Annotated in this window: 17 protein-coding genes; 10 read left to right on the top strand and 7 right to left on the bottom strand. The window is 53.5% G+C overall.

What is annotated here, in order from left to right; genetic code table 11:
* The first annotated feature begins 11 nt into the window (after positions 1-11).
* From Asbog_RS11490 to Asbog_RS11500, 3 genes are all read left to right on the top strand, one after another.
* Entirely contained in the window at positions 12-401 is a 390-nt protein-coding gene (locus tag Asbog_RS11490; protein ID WP_023980065.1) for a response regulator, read from the top strand.
* Between the two features lie 137 nt (positions 402-538).
* On the top strand, positions 539-961 hold the full coding sequence (locus Asbog_RS11495) for a chemotaxis protein CheD (protein ID WP_231944572.1): 423 nt from the start codon (positions 539-541) through the stop codon (positions 959-961).
* A gap of 132 nt (positions 962-1,093) precedes the next feature.
* A complete protein-coding gene (locus Asbog_RS11500) occupies positions 1,094-1,438 on the top strand; it encodes a hypothetical protein (RefSeq protein WP_146926321.1) in 345 nt (114 codons plus the stop codon).
* 39 nt (positions 1,439-1,477) lie between these two features.
* On the opposite strand, the gene Asbog_RS11505 is transcribed toward Asbog_RS11500, so the two are convergent.
* The 3 genes from Asbog_RS11505 to Asbog_RS14415 all read right to left on the bottom strand — a co-directional run bounded on the left by Asbog_RS11505 (position 1,478) and on the right by Asbog_RS14415 (position 3,665).
* Positions 1,478-1,840 (bottom strand): flagellar biosynthesis regulator FlaF, encoded by a 363-nt coding sequence (locus Asbog_RS11505; protein ID WP_231944573.1) that lies wholly within the window; start codon positions 1,838-1,840, stop codon positions 1,478-1,480.
* A gap of 81 nt (positions 1,841-1,921) precedes the next feature.
* Positions 1,922-2,767 carry a MotE family protein gene (locus Asbog_RS11510; RefSeq protein ID WP_146926318.1) on the bottom strand — a complete coding sequence of 282 codons (846 nt, stop codon included), beginning with the start codon at positions 2,765-2,767 and terminating at the stop codon, positions 1,922-1,924.
* Between the two features lie 604 nt (positions 2,768-3,371).
* Entirely contained in the window at positions 3,372-3,665 is a 294-nt protein-coding gene (locus Asbog_RS14415; protein ID WP_148640454.1) for a hypothetical protein, read from the bottom strand.
* Between Asbog_RS14415 and Asbog_RS11515 the strand changes: the two genes are divergently transcribed.
* Entirely contained in the window at positions 3,649-4,632 is a 984-nt protein-coding gene (locus tag Asbog_RS11515; RefSeq protein WP_062165239.1) for a flagellin, read from the top strand. The genes Asbog_RS14415 and Asbog_RS11515 overlap by 17 nt on opposite strands.
* 61 nt (positions 4,633-4,693) lie before the next feature.
* Here Asbog_RS11515 and Asbog_RS11520 read toward each other — a convergent pair whose 3' ends face one another.
* Positions 4,694-5,422: a glycosyltransferase family 25 protein gene (locus Asbog_RS11520; RefSeq protein WP_146926955.1), complete on the bottom strand. Its 729-nt coding sequence runs from the start codon at positions 5,420-5,422 to the stop codon at positions 4,694-4,696.
* Between the two features lie 138 nt (positions 5,423-5,560).
* The gene (locus tag Asbog_RS11525; protein WP_062165241.1) at positions 5,561-7,888 is read right to left on the bottom strand and encodes a glycosyltransferase; all 2,328 of its coding nucleotides are present in this window, start codon (positions 7,886-7,888) and stop codon (positions 5,561-5,563) included.
* Positions 7,889-8,227: 339 nt separating this feature from the next.
* Here Asbog_RS11525 and Asbog_RS11530 point away from each other — a divergent pair, with 339 nt between their 5' ends.
* A complete protein-coding gene (locus Asbog_RS11530) occupies positions 8,228-9,211 on the top strand; it encodes a flagellin (protein ID WP_062165239.1) in 984 nt (327 codons plus the stop codon).
* A 63-nt stretch (positions 9,212-9,274) separates the two neighbouring features.
* On the opposite strand, the gene Asbog_RS11535 is transcribed toward Asbog_RS11530, so the two are convergent.
* Complete coding sequence (locus tag Asbog_RS11535; RefSeq protein ID WP_122040271.1) at positions 9,275-9,706, bottom strand: hypothetical protein; 432 nt, start codon at positions 9,704-9,706, stop codon at positions 9,275-9,277.
* 404 nt (positions 9,707-10,110) lie between these two features.
* Between Asbog_RS11535 and Asbog_RS11540 the strand changes: the two genes are divergently transcribed.
* The 5 genes from Asbog_RS11540 (at position 10,111) to Asbog_RS14285 (ending at position 14,093) form a co-directional block, all read left to right on the top strand.
* Positions 10,111-10,446, top strand: coding sequence for a flagellar hook-basal body complex protein FliE (locus Asbog_RS11540; protein ID WP_023979282.1), 336 nt, complete (start codon positions 10,111-10,113; stop codon positions 10,444-10,446).
* A 12-nt stretch (positions 10,447-10,458) separates the two neighbouring features.
* Positions 10,459-10,734, top strand: coding sequence for a flagellar biosynthetic protein FliQ (locus Asbog_RS11545; RefSeq protein WP_023979283.1), 276 nt, complete (start codon positions 10,459-10,461; stop codon positions 10,732-10,734).
* 53 nt (positions 10,735-10,787) lie between these two features.
* Positions 10,788-11,573, top strand: coding sequence for a flagellar biosynthetic protein FliR (locus Asbog_RS11550; protein ID WP_023979284.1), 786 nt, complete (start codon positions 10,788-10,790; stop codon positions 11,571-11,573).
* Between the two features lie 35 nt (positions 11,574-11,608).
* Positions 11,609-12,682: an EscU/YscU/HrcU family type III secretion system export apparatus switch protein gene (locus Asbog_RS11555; RefSeq protein ID WP_062165243.1), complete on the top strand. Its 1,074-nt coding sequence runs from the start codon at positions 11,609-11,611 to the stop codon at positions 12,680-12,682.
* A gap of 967 nt (positions 12,683-13,649) precedes the next feature.
* Entirely contained in the window at positions 13,650-14,093 is a 444-nt protein-coding gene (locus tag Asbog_RS14285) for a very short patch repair endonuclease (RefSeq protein WP_083510859.1), read from the top strand.
* A gap of 210 nt (positions 14,094-14,303) precedes the next feature.
* Here Asbog_RS14285 and Asbog_RS11565 read toward each other — a convergent pair whose 3' ends face one another.
* Positions 14,304-14,765: a Fic family protein gene (locus Asbog_RS11565; protein WP_231944574.1), complete on the bottom strand. Its 462-nt coding sequence runs from the start codon at positions 14,763-14,765 to the stop codon at positions 14,304-14,306.
* Positions 14,766-15,114: the final 349 nt, after the last annotated feature.

Below are 15,114 nucleotides of genomic sequence, written 5' to 3' on the forward strand. Positions count from 1 at the left end.
AAGGACCCGATATGCCCGCAGCCTCTCAAATTCGAGCTCTGATTGTCGATGACCAGGCTTCTATCCGTCAGGTTCTAGCCAACAATCTTGCCCAGCTTGGTTTCACGCAAGTGGCCCAGCGCAAGGACGGCAAGGAGGCACTTGAGTATCTGGGGCAGAATCCTACCCACCTGGTGATCTCAGATTTCAACATGCCTGTCATGGACGGCCTCGCATTGCTTCGCGCAGTGCGAGAAAATCCCAAGACACAGAAAACAGCTTTTGTCATTCTCACGAGCGAAGCGAGTCGTGATCTCGTACAAGAGGCAATCAAAGCGGGCGTGAACAATTTCCTCGCAAAGCCCTATACCGTCGCCAAGCTACGCGAAGTACTGGAGAAGGTCTTCGGACCTATCACCTGATGCAACAGCAAATGCTTACCCAAACGGTCATTCAGGGTGATGTCGTTGTTGCCGGGGGGGCTGACACTCTGCTTACCACCCTGCTGGGATCGTGCATCTCCGTATGCATGTACGATCCACTTGCCGGGATAGGTGGCATGAACCACTTTCTCCTTCCTACAGGAGAAGGATGCGACAATAGCACAGCCCTTCGTTTTGGGGTGAATGCTATGGAAAAGCTGATAAACGGCATCCTGACTTCTGGCGGCAAGAGAGACCGCCTTTTGTGCAAGGCATTTGGAGGCGCCGCGATCGTGCCTTCCTTAGGCAAGATCGGTCAGGAAAACAGCCTCTTTGTGGTGGGATACCTCGCGAACGAGAGAATATCCTGCGTCGCGCAAAGTCTGGGTGGCACACGGGCGAGACGCATACGCTTTTGGCCAGCCACCGGGCGCGCGCAGCAAAATCTTGTCGAGGACGGCCGCGCAATCGGTGTTCAGGAGCAGGCCTATAACAAGAAAGAAGCCGCTTTCGAAAGAAAGTGGAAAACTGACGACAAGACCCATGTCGAGCTATTTTGAAAGATCGCCGATCGTCCAGGTGCTGACGCGACACCCCCTCCAGTCGCAGCAAATGAGGTTCAGAGTTTTTACGCGCCTGCCAATCTACGGGAAATACCTCCCAGCTTAAGCTATTTGGGATTCATGCAATCGATGAACACCGAGCCTCGCGAATTCATATCCAATATCGTTGCACAACTGGTTATCACACATGGCGATCTGCTGAGTGTGCAGGCAGCTATCGAGAGATCCGCGCTTAATATGAGTTTTCATGAAAGCGAGATCAGAAATTTGCAGAAGCTCGATCACGCGACTCAGTTTGTCGACGCAATCACTATCATACTACGCAACTTCATGCACACTGCGTGCCGTGATGATGACACACAGCTGAATCTCGAAGATCTTCTCAAAGATGTCCAACTTGGAAGCGTGCAGGGTCTCTTTACAGGCAGGAATGCCCCTCCACCAGCCGCCGCCGGCGAAATAGATTTCTTCTGAGAGTTATCTCTGGTCTGATCAGTGTGCTCGGGCTGTTGATCAGCCCGTCACTCCTGTTAATCCGTCAAGCACATCCCGGGAAATATCAATAAGGGGAAATAGAGTCAGCTCCTCGTTCAGGATAGCCTGAATCCCGTATTTCTGAGCTTTGTCCGCAAGGTTTACAATCAACGCCCGTTCATCATCCGGTGTATGGCCGCTGTCAATAATATTCGCCTTCATGATAAGCGACCATAATTTCTGGTGTCGGTCGAGCGCTTTGGCGCGCAAGCTCGCGTCTGCCTCTGCATTTTGCAACTCTTCGATCATCATCGTGAAAGCGACCACCTCCGCTTCTCTACCGGACAGGCTTGTCTCTGCGACTGCTTTATAGGCACGTAATCCAGGGTGCATGGCGTTCATTTTTCAGCCCTTGCGGCAGGTCGGTGGTGATTAAATCTACTATCTCAGTCGGGCTGAACATCAAGACCCTATGCGCACGATCTACTCTTTCGGAACAGGTGGATGCTCTGAGCCTACACTTGGGAGCCATGAGAGTGTGCCCACACTACCCGCATGACCAGCCACGCTGTCAGGACCACTCCGGTTAAGGTGGAAATTACGTACACCAGCCAGATACTGCGACACCGTGTTGACCCGCTCGGGAAACATGTATCCCATGATCGCTGATATCTTCCGCGGGCTCATGCTGTTTGCAATCGACACGAGCACGTGGATATCCATGATGTTGAAAACCGCAGCGGCCTCTCTCGGCGGCATTTCCTCGTAGATCTTCACGAGACGCGAGGTCTCTGCGACCATCATCTCTTTATGCTGTGCCTGTTTTTCAGCAAGTTCGGCCATCGAATTATCAATGGCGCGCATCTTTTCCTCAAGAACGATACGCGCCGAGTCCAGAACGTGTTTCTGCTCCTCCAGCTTGCGACGTTCATCCTCTATGGATCCCTGGTGCGACAGCAGACGCTTTACCAGCTCAGCCTGGGCCTGATCTGTGGTCGGTGTATCTGTTACGTCCGTAGCACCACCCGACACACAGGATATGCCGATACAGGATGCAGCAGGACCATCGTTCTTCAGGAAGGCTGCGTCGACCGGAATTGCATCGTCGTCAGCCCGGATCCCTTCCGATGTCACAGGGATGGTCTTCCACCCTTCCGTGTTCGCCGAAGCCGCAGATACCGAAGGCTGCTCATTATGAGATTTGGGAGGTGGTGCCTGAAGCTTGGCAGTCAGATTTGCTGTATCGGTGTTTTCAGGCTGGGTGCCGCGGTCATCTTCACCCATACGACTGGCGAGCGCATGCACATTCATCGCAAGCGCTAGTGTCATAAAGATGGTCGACACATGGAGTAGACGCCCAAGTGGAATTCGCGGCATGACCAAGAAACCCAAAATTCAAATAGACAGATAAGAAAAAATAATCCGATATATACACTAACTACTGAGCTACATTAGTTTATATATTTAAATTTAACCTGCGATGATACATTGCCCGCTAAAGGTCAAAATATCGATAACATTCGTATCACGTAATAGTTATGCCTGCCCGATTTGGCAAGCACTTTCATCACGAAGAGTTGCCACACTCACCTTGCCCGTCTCTTACCTGGCAAAGCGAGGGTTGAGACTGGGCACCCGCGAGGAGGTCGCGCTCCAACAAGGATCGTGATACGAGACCCGCTGTATCGGCGCCTCGTGGTGGACGGCCCCACGCAACGACGGGCTCAAGACAGCTAATCCCAGATCGGAGCCCTCACCGCACCACAAGTCTTGGTCGTCTCACGTGCTGCACATCCAGCCCCTTGAGCCAGCATTCTGACGGGAGCAGTCGAACCAAGCATCAATTCTAGCTTCAGACCATGCAGTGTAACCATGATGATGGCCTCAATAGCGCGCCGAACCGGTCCCTTCGCGATGTGGTGGGAGCCGCCTTTCACAAGATATGCCAATCGGCAGGAAACCCTATCACCTCAATACCGGTGATCGAGGCACCTTGCTGCACTATATTGAAATCGACAACGCGCTTCATCGAAGCCTGTCCGACAAACCACCAGTCACCTCTGTTTAGTGTAGCGTCTGTCATCCGATCCAACGTGATGGCTGTACGGGTATCATCTGGGTTCTTCCATTCTGGTAATCTTCTCTTATCCATTTCGGGTTTTATGATGCTTGCGTGGCCCGATATCTGGGCGAGCACCAGGAGAAATTCGATGAGCCTTTCAATCAACACCAATGCCTCGGCGATGGTCGCCGTTCAGACCCTGAACGCCACCCAGACGGCCCTGAGCAACGCTGAAAACACCATCTCGACCGGCCGCAAGGTCTCGAGCGCTGCCGACAACGCCGCTGCCTACGGCATCGCGCAGCAGATGCAGGGCAACGTCTCTGGCCAGTCCGCTGTGAATGACGGCCTCTCCTTCGCCGCACAGACGGTCAGCTCGACCAGCACCGCCGTCAACCAGATCATCAGCGTGCTCAACAGCGTCCAGAACGCAGTGACCACCCTTGGCAACAACCAGGGCAGCCCGGCCGCTCTCGACCAGATCGGCACGCAGATCACCGGCCTGCTCCAGCAGATCGATACCATCGCACGTAACGCAACCTTCAACGGCGTGAACCTGATCTCGGGCAGCACAAGCGACGGCCTGGGGATCACGTCCAGCAACCTCAGCTACATCACCGGCCTTCAGGGCGACCAGACGACCGTCACAGGCTTCAACGCCGCCATCGCTTCCTACATGGGCGGAAGCAGCGTCGCTGGCGCACCGGCCGTTTCCTCCTCGTTCTTCCAGAGCGGCATCGCCGGCACAAGCCTGACCGACGCACTGGGCCTCACCACGGGCAGCGGCACGAGCGGTGCAAACCCGACCACCAACGTGTTCGAGTCCACAGGTGGCGTACTCGGCGGCAACAAGAGCGTTTCCGACATGATCTCGCAGGTTCAGGCCGCCATCAAGGCCATGACCTTCGTGACCTCCACCCTGGGCGCAAACACCAACGTCATCAACAACATGAGCACCTACGGCTCAAGCATCTCCGACAACCTCACCAACGGTATCGGCTCCCTGACCGACGCAGACATGTCCGCAGCCAGCGCCAAGCTGACCTCGCTTCAGACCAAGCAGTCCCTCGCCATCAAGTCGCTTACCATCGCCAACTCACAGTCACAGAACATCCTCTCTCTCTTCCAGTAAAATAAAAAAGGCCCCTCGCCTCCAACGGCAAGGGGCCTGCCCTGACGGCACATCTAAAAAATCAACGTTGTGTCTGCACAGTGCTATTGGCCACATCGTTCTTGGCAAGAACGAGAGGTGGAAAAGCAACCCAGGCCTGCATCTTGTCGTAGCAAGCCGCCATCATATCATCGATGCCAGTATTTTCCTTGTTCTTCTCCAGACCAGGATAAAATGTCTGCATCGGCCGCAATGGCAGAACATGTGCCAGCATTTTGGAAATACCGCCGGGTGAGATGGAATAACCAATCAGCCCGTGAGCGCGCAGCAACCCAAACAGCAATGACTGCCCCGATTTTTTTCTGAAATCCTCTTTGTATTTCAGAAGATTTTCGTGATCAAAGCGCGACGTGCAATAAAATCCTGTCTCCGCATTTCTAAATGTGAGGTGGGCATCTGTGTTGTATCCCCACAACACTAGATCCCAATCTTCAGGCAGCGTGGCCAAGAGGTCAGTGCTTTTTTCATCGAAACTCTCGCTAATGATCGCATCATCTTCGAAAACTGTGCATCCCTGCCCTTCTTGCAGGGCGTTCGTCCATATCGTGAGATGAGACATGGCGCAGCCAAGCGCTCCAACGCTGTATTGCAAAGCGGGATCCAGGATCTTCTGTGCAATAAGCACTGCGCGATCGAGCCTCAGACCGTCGATTGCCTCAAAAACCCGTACATCTGCGAAGGTAGGATTGTCGCGGCGAAAGGCCTCCAGTCGTTCAGGCGTGCGTGCGAGTGTGATAAGCCATTTGTTCATACGTTCCGTTTCCACACGCTCTCAATCTGATGAACAGAAACTTCTTGAATCACGAAAACATAACCGCGAGTCGGTGAAAGACGTGGGCCGCGAAAGCGCATCTCCACCTGCGGTGCCCGAAGTCAGCTCTATCGTTATCTAGCCCGTTGCCGGACGATAGCGCACGACCTCAGTAAGGCCCGGAGAACCCTTGATTATCAACCTAGCCAATGTTTCGGTTGTGAAGCCAAAAGGCGCAAGTGAAAAATCGAGGCGACCACCTCGGATATGTTTGCCATCAACTTTGTCTTCGTTGATGACGGGATAGTCAGGCAGCATATAATTAACCAGAATTATTTCTCGGTATCGCGAGATATTACTGATCGCCTTGATGATCGACTGATTTGAGAGATGTTGCAATACATCTTTCACGATAACCAAATCCCCGTCAGCAACGGGAACCTGCTCGACAAGATTGATTACGCCGAAATGCACATTCGTTAGATTGGAGTAAGTACGTTTATTTACAGCAATAACTTCGTACACAAGATCCATCGCGACGAACATTGTGTCCGGGCAACGCCGTGCGATTTCGGCCCCCACTCGGAAATCTCCACAGCCAATATCTAGCACTGTCCGGAATTTATTGCGTATAATATAGTGACATATAAAGTTTATATAATCACTACATTTATCAGGATCTGACCCAACCCCCGAATATACTTTACCGGAACTTCCCCAATCATTGTTTCTGTAAATCTGCTGAAATACAGATTGCAATCCATGATCTCCCGTCGATACGAGAGGGAATGCAGCGCACCTATCGCGTAGCTCAGCAAGGTGTTCGATATGGCCCTTGCTAAGAATCGCACGGCAGGCGAGCGAATAGGTATCAAACCGCGACCAGATATTGGCTTCGTCTATTTCTTTGAGGACTGGCCACGACATACTTTCCCACAGATGGAAAACGTATGCGTCCGGAAAAGCGACAGCCTGCTCGAAAAGCGAGGAAAGCCCTGCTCGGTCCCAGGAAGGTACAAAGAAAGCTTCCGGAGCAAGAATGGCCCCCAGACCAGGTCGCGCTGCATTCAGAAGGTGGGGCATCTTTGTCGAAGAATGCGCCCAGTACCGGGAGTCGAAATGCTTGTAGCTGTCCCACCATGCAGCCATGAACGGGGCGTCTGGTGGGGAGAGTATAACTGAATTGCCCAGACTTTCGGCTTCCACCCTTGGATCTGTTGAGATGAGCTCGCGAGCCATAACAGTTTGCGTCGCGGAGAAGAGGGGTTCCAGACTTTTGAGGGTGATCGTATCCAGGTCGAGATAAATTCCACCGTATGCCCGCAAGACACTCATTCTGATGATATCTGACTGATGAGCAGGATGCATGACCGGATTACCAAAAATACGCTGCGGCGCAGGTACGATCACAATATCCGCTATATGCTTTACTGCCTCCCAATAGGGCCCTTCACGTTCGGCGATGCACCAGAGGACAATCCTGAACCCCGGATGATGAGTCGCTGCGGAAAGCACAGCCATATAATGACTGAAGCCGAAAGGCCTGATACCAGGCGGCTTTTTCTCGGAGAAGTAATTCACGTCATCAAAGACGACTTTTTCAGGGGTGGTCTCGACAAAATGAATGAGCTTGGGAAAAGCTTCAGCTTCATTCGAACAGATAGGACGACATGCACTTTTGCTCAGGCAATCATCGAAAAGCTGCCTGACATTGATATACGCATAGTCAAATGACTCATCGACAGCTCCAACAGACTTGAAAACGTCTTCTGGTAGCCGGCCAACAACCAGCGGGGGGAATGAGACATGCGCAGCCATAGCACCATGTTCGATCAAACTCGAAAAGAGGGTGCTAAGAGAGACGCCCCTCATCTCGCGCCCCGCCAGCTTGCTTCTGTAGCTATATTCTCGGATTGGCAGCGAATTCATCAGGATCGATGCGCCACGTGGCGAAACCGTATATCCGGACATTCCCTCGATCGCGCTCAGTTTCAAGAGCAACGCAGGGGTTTTACGCTCTCCCAGAGGACCTGTAGGGCCGGTTGATGGATGGTCGTCACATTTGAGGATACAGTCACCCATCTGACTGGGCATTTTGACAATCATCAGGCCGTTGTAATCAACGCCCCAAACAATCAGGTCCCAATCCTCGGGAAGCGTCTGCAAGAGCGCGTTCGCCAGTTCCTCAAAATTATCTGGTATCGATGATTTATCGCTGAAGATTGTGCGCGGCACACCGTCAGCAACACACTGACTCCACTGAATGACATGGGAAAAGATTTCGGCCACCTGATCGTCCGACGCCCGGATATTAACATCCAGAAGGCCGTTCTCCACCATATAACTGCGATCGAGTGCGAGCACGTCAAATGACGGTACCACTTCCAGATTGTCAGCCGCAGGATTTCTTTTTCTGAACTTTCTCAGTGTTTCAGCATCTGCTTTGGAGATCACGCGAAGAACCATCGTCCTGCTTCCGTATCGACTCGTACTGTGAAAGTGCTGTCTGGCCATTGCCACATGGATCTCAAGACAGTCGGATTTGTCTTTGTATGACCGAGGATCACAGCCGAGACAACACTCCTCCACTCGAGCGCGCGCCATGTCTTGATGTTGGTTTCCCCTGAGATCGTTAATGAGACGTATCGGTCATCGCTGTTTGCTGTATCGTTTGTGGTCTGATCAAGCGTGATGGCTGTACGGGTATCATCTGGGTTCTTCCATTCTGGTAATCTTCTCTTATCCATTTCGGGTTTTATGATGCTTGCGTGGCCCGATATCTGGGCGAGCACCAGGAGAAATTCGATGAGCCTTTCAATCAACACCAATGCCTCGGCGATGGTCGCCGTTCAGACCCTGAACGCCACCCAGACGGCCCTGAGCAACGCTGAAAACACCATCTCGACCGGCCGCAAGGTCTCGAGCGCTGCCGACAACGCCGCTGCCTACGGCATCGCGCAGCAGATGCAGGGCAACGTCTCTGGCCAGTCCGCTGTGAATGACGGCCTCTCCTTCGCCGCACAGACGGTCAGCTCGACCAGCACCGCCGTCAACCAGATCATCAGCGTGCTCAACAGCGTCCAGAACGCAGTGACCACCCTTGGCAACAACCAGGGCAGCCCGGCCGCTCTCGACCAGATCGGCACGCAGATCACCGGCCTGCTCCAGCAGATCGATACCATCGCACGTAACGCAACCTTCAACGGCGTGAACCTGATCTCGGGCAGCACAAGCGACGGCCTGGGGATCACGTCCAGCAACCTCAGCTACATCACCGGCCTTCAGGGCGACCAGACGACCGTCACAGGCTTCAACGCCGCCATCGCTTCCTACATGGGCGGAAGCAGCGTCGCTGGCGCACCGGCCGTTTCCTCCTCGTTCTTCCAGAGCGGCATCGCCGGCACAAGCCTGACCGACGCACTGGGCCTCACCACGGGCAGCGGCACGAGCGGTGCAAACCCGACCACCAACGTGTTCGAGTCCACAGGTGGCGTACTCGGCGGCAACAAGAGCGTTTCCGACATGATCTCGCAGGTTCAGGCCGCCATCAAGGCCATGACCTTCGTGACCTCCACCCTGGGCGCAAACACCAACGTCATCAACAACATGAGCACCTACGGCTCAAGCATCTCCGACAACCTCACCAACGGTATCGGCTCCCTGACCGACGCAGACATGTCCGCAGCCAGCGCCAAGCTGACCTCGCTTCAGACCAAGCAGTCCCTCGCCATCAAGTCGCTTACCATCGCCAACTCACAGTCACAGAACATCCTCTCTCTCTTCCAGTAAAATAAAAAAGGCCCCTCGCCTCCAACGGCAAGGGGCCTGTTCATCCCATGGGTAGCTAGAGCCTTACTCAACCGGACCGTTGAGTATACGCGCCGCCACGATGACCGAACCCCCTTCGGTTTCAGCGCCGGTCCGGAACATCCTCCATTTTCCAAGAGAAAAAACCCACGTGCCGGTAAAACTGGCCACTTGGGCATGTGGTTTACAAACGCCATCAGGTTGTGATTCCTCCTGCCTGTTGCACTGCATGGCATCGGATTCCGTCAACGGAATATAGACGTTGGTATTGAGCTGCGCAGTACGGCCGTGAATCTGAATTGATCCGTCTATCCCGCTTTTCTGTCCCTGTTGACCATTGTTCGAAACGTCGTCAGGCGTGCCGCGTGTTATGATATCTATATATTTTGTCTCGTTATCAGAACACACCTCGATTGAGGCCGATCCGATCACCCTGTTTTTTGCTTCCTGCCCGACATAATCGACAATTGCCTGCACCTCGGCGATCCGAACAACTCCAGAGGGACAACGTATGCTGTCTCCATTCCCGGGCAACACTGTACCAGCGTAAGCCGGAGCCGACATTCCTGTTAACCCCGTCGCCAGACACGGTACCGTAGCGCACAAGACCGCGCGCGCAGAGAGGAACAAGCCTCGCGGTGAAACCACTTTCATATCCTTCGTGAAGGTTCGTTCGATGGTTGGGCCACGATACCCGAAAAGTCGCACAGCTGAAGCATGACACGACAAATTTCCTCAAAAAGCCCGACGCCGGAAAAGTGATGTCACAGTGGGCGCACCGATAACGCTGCCGAAAGATATTGCTGTCATGATCGGTTCACGTTACGAACGACCTTGGCAACAATCTGCCCTCCCTGCGGCAGATGATTCGGTAGAGGCTCATGATCAGCGACGTCACCACCCGTAGTTTCGACGCCATGAACGCGTATGGAGAAGTTCAGCGTAGCCTGCAATCCGCAACGGGCCCGGCCAAACAAGCTGACACCTCCAGCATTGGTACCGGAAGTTTTAGTGACGCACTCAGTGGTGCGCTGCAAGATGCGGTGCATACCGGAAAAGTTGCCGAAACCCAGACCGCGGCTGGTCTCTCAGGACATGGGGATATGACTGAGATCGCGACATCTGTCGCTGAGGCAAAATTGACGCTGCAGACCGTAACCGCAGTTCGTGATCGCTTTGTGCAAGCCTATCAAGATGTAATGAAAATGTCGATCTGAACGCAGAACGGCATGCAACATACGGTAGACATTCATGAGATCCTGCAGGAATCCCTGTTCGTAGCGGTCAAGATGGGTGCCCCGTCGCTTCTCGCCTCGCTGGCAGCAGGCATCCTGATCTCGCTTTTCCAGGCAGTTACCCAGGTCAACGAAGCAACACTATCTTTTGTACCCAAATTTGTCGCTGCAATGCTTGCCCTTATGCTGACAAGCTCGTTTATTTACGCGACCCTGCATAATTATGCGATGCAGATTTTCGATCAGATGGTCATCGCTGGCGGATCATGAACAGAGCAATGTCGACACGGCGGGCGTTGTTCGGAATAATGCGGAAAAGGTAGATGTTGGCTCTTCCATCCCCCGATGTGGTAGCCGTCTATCTGATGATCCTGTGCCGTGTCAGTACACTTGTCATGGTAGCGCCAGGGCTGGGTGAGTCCACATCACCCATGACAGTGCGCGCAGGTATAGCTGTCACGATCTCTTTCCTGCTTGTCCCGCTGCTGGAGCCTGTGCTCACCCCCGTGGTGACGCCAGCCCTCAAGAGCCCGGCTCTCCTGATCGTCATGATTGCTCAGGAATTGCTTATAGGAACTTTCATCGGATGGATGGCGCGACTGATCGCGATGTCACTCATCATCGCTATGCAGTTCATTGCCACTTTCACGGGTCTGGCGAGTGTTTTACAACCCGACCCTGACTTGGGCGCCTCGAGCACCGCCATCAGTCATATGGCCTCTTTCCTCATCCCGGTACTTTTTCTGACGACAGGATTGTATATCCTGCCCCTCGCCGCGCTCACAGGCTCTTACAAAGTGTTCTTGCCGGGCCAATTCCCTTTTCTGAATGATATGGCGCAGGCTGCTGTCATGAGCGTATCATTGAGCTTCAGGCTTGGCCTCCAATACGCTGCTCCGTTCGTTCTTGTCGGCACCCTGTGGCCTGCGCTTCTCGGCGTACTGAACCGACTAATGCCTGCTATTCAGGTTTACGGAATTGCCATGCCTGCCCAGCTTCTGGGCGGCGTATTCCTGATCGCTCTCCTGATTCAGGTCATCACTGGCGTCTGGCAGGAACGTATGCAGGAAACACTTCTTCAGCTTCCTGGCATCCATGCATTCCAATAACCTAGCCCACCCAACTCGTACTTCGCGCCCAGTCTATGGCTGAGGAAGGAAGCAGCGAAGATCGCACACAGGCCCCTACCCCGCGCCGCCTTGCCAAAGCAAGGGAAGAGGGAAATGTTGCCCAGTCGCGTGAAACACAGATGCTGCTGGTGCTGGGAATATTCCTTGCGGTATTCTCAATGACCGGGGCGACTTCGGGATATCGCTTTATCACCCATATGCATGGATTGCTGGAGCACTTCTCCACCCCGATCGACGATACAGCAACGATCGGGCGTATCGTCCATCAAGCGTTTGCTGAAGGAATCCTCCTGATCGCTCCGTTCGGTGGGGCATGCATGGCAGCTGTCATAGGTTTCGGTCTCTTCCAGACACAGTTCCTGTTTAGGCCTCAGGCGCTTGCTCCCGACCTCAAACGGCTGTCTCCTGCCGCCGGGGTCAAACGTGTGTTCAGTGCCCGAAATCTCGTCGAACTCCTCAAGAGCCTGGCGAAATTTTTGGTGTTTGGTGTTGTGTTATACAACGTAGCACGCGGAACGCTGCATATCGCCCCTGAAGCGGAGAGATGGACTATTCGTCGGCTGACACAGGAGCTCGTTTCCTGGTTTGTCTACGCCACCCTCGTTATCCTCATTGTTCAGGTTTTAATCGCTGTACTCGATGAATTATGGACGCGATACAGTCGCCTCCAGAAGCTACGGATGAGTCACCAGGATATAAAGGACGAGACGAAGCAGGAAGACGGTGATCCCAAGATCAAGGCCAAAAGACATCAATTGAGGATGCGTCGCGCCCGACAACGCATGCTCCAATCGGTGAAAACGGCAACCGTTGTTGTCACCAACCCCACTCATTACGCGGTAGCCCTTGCATATGAGAACGATTCCACGGCCGCACCCAAAATCGTAGCCAAAGGCACCGACGAACTGGCGGCACGCATTCGTGCCGCAGCAGATGACGCCCGTGTGCCAATCGTCAACAACCCCCCTCTCGCACGCGGGCTCTACACATTGCCGCTGGATACCGAAATACCGCCAGAGTTTTTCAAACCGGTCGCGGCCATCATCGCCTATGTCATCAAGTTGAAGACACCAGGTTCGAGGCGATAAACACTGCTATTTGCATGCGCTCAGATAGTATCATCGGTCGTTAGGACCTCTCGGTAATTTTTGCGACGCTGCTCGGCTTCCCGACCAGGCTAGGCCAGGCCAGGCCAATTCATCACCGTCCATATTCTGGAAACTGCCTGATCGTCCACAGGTCGACACGGGGCACCGCTCATACATGTTCAATCGACGAAATAATAGAGCGGTGATCGAACATCGCGAGGTAGAGGTAGACCCCATTTTTTGGATAGGGGCGTAAGCTATAGACCGGCCTAGGAGAGGAGGGTTTTATGAGTAAGGTTACGAGGAAACAATATTCGGCAGTGTTCAGCCCCTAGTAAACTACTGTTCAGCTTTCATTTCCTTTACATTTCCACTATAAAGTCAGCCGGCTTCAGTCGATCAAGCACGCATATGTATTTTCGAAACAGGTAATGGCGTTGGTCTTTCTCTGGGACGTAATCAGCCATGCCACGCGAACGAGCCCGCCCGACAAGTGAATAAGCTTGGCAGGGCGGCACCCTAATCAAGATCGTGTCGTCAGATGCCCGTGCCAAACTGGTGATGACCTTATCGATGGCTGCTGCAGCCGCATCACTGCCTAGTTCCAGACATTGAGCCTCGCCCTCCGCCTCTACCCAAGAGGCGGCGTCGATCTCTGACCAGTCCGGTTCGTCCGTCAGACCGGCATGAAACTTCAGGATGGCTTCTAGCAGGCACCGTGCCGGGATAGATGGCGCGCAGGAAAGCGCGTAGCCGCAGGGTCCGATATGCCGACGCCTCCTTCGCAACCGAAATCCCAATGTGAAGAGGGGAGCGTCCGTTGACCTCGAATGAGGCAAACCTCTCACTCAAGCCACCGTGTCCGGCAAACAGATCAACGATGCCCAAAGTGGCTGACAAGACAGGAACCTCTCGAATTCAAACGAACAGCTGCATAATAGGTTCTCAGCTTGAAGCCAGAAGGCAAATGATAGAAGTCGTCAGCAAAGCAACAAGATCCCGGATGATTGCCGGAATCCGGGGGAAGGATACAAAGCCAGAGCTGACTTTGCGCCAATCCCTACACGCATTGGGCTCTCGCTATCGGCTTCACGCCAAAGGAGTTCGTGGGAAACCGGACCTGATTCTGCCGAAATACAAGACAACTATCTTCGTACATGGCTGCTTCTGGCATTATCATCGTGGCTGTAGATACGCTACCACTCCGTCGACACGACCTAAATTCTGGATTTCCAAGTTCGAGGCAAATGTGGCGCGGGACAAAGCCGTTCGTTTGACATTGTTGAAAAAAGGATGGCGGGTCGCGACGGTTAAGGAATGCGCTCTTGGAACTGAGGTCAGTCTGACGACCGCAAGAGGTGTCTTGATTGCTTGGCGTCGGAACGGGGGGCGTGAGCTCGAGATAGGCTGAGTTGATATCCGAATGGCTACCCCTTCGAAGCGCCATGCGGCGGGGGAACAACACAACCAGAGTTGTTCCGATTCAGAACGGCACCAATGAAACGAATGATCAGACATATGCGATGCATCGGGTCTTGCAACGATCAAACGCAGCTATCGAAATTGAGAGAATAGCGAGCGTAGCGGTTCTCTCCGGTCTTGGTGAATGCCCCGAGCACGACTAGTTCCGCCAGATCACGCGCGGCTGTGGCGGAGGTTCTCCGGTGATTGCGCGATAGTTCTGGGCCCTCAAACCACCTCGAAAGCCGTCTATCCCTTCAGCCAGCATCCGGAGTACGGCTCTCTCCTGGCGAGGATTGAGCTGTCCTCTCAGACCATCAAGGAACCGCGCCTTTTCCACGACGAAACTGATCGTGGCAATTGTCCGGGATTGTGCCTCGAGAACGATACTTGCGAACCATGCCATCCAGCTCTCGATGTAATTGGATGTACTCACTCGGTGCAGCTCATCGTAATACGCTTCTTTATGAGTATTGATGGTCGCGGCCAGTCCCATCACCACCGAGATTTCGAGACTTCGCGCCAGTGCTTTTTCTGCAAGAGCACGACCAAGACGACCATTCCCATCCTCAAAAGGATGAATGGTTTCGAGCCAGAGGTGAGCGATCCCGGCCCGTTCCAACGTATGATCGATACCCTACCACCTATCGATCACTATAAGCACATTTTATGATTGATAGGAGAGCTATCAATCGCTCATTCTCCCCAACATCGCCTGAAGAACTCTGACAACGCTTCATCCAATCATGCCGGGCAAATTACAACCCACGAGCACCTTCGAAATCAGCTCTTGCCTTCCCAGATCGTTTGTCCAAGAATGGGAATAGAAAGAAACAGGAAGAAGCGCGCAGACAGCGAGATACCTAAAATCATTTGAAATAGTGATGTGAACTTCCCAGAGTATTGAGGTTCGAGTCCCATAGTTCGCACCACATAACACATTGAAATGATTGTGTTTTTCAGGTTCCCGC

It is taken from the genome of Asaia bogorensis NBRC 16594, assembly GCF_001547995.1.
Lineage (GTDB): Bacteria > Pseudomonadota > Alphaproteobacteria > Acetobacterales > Acetobacteraceae > Asaia > Asaia bogorensis.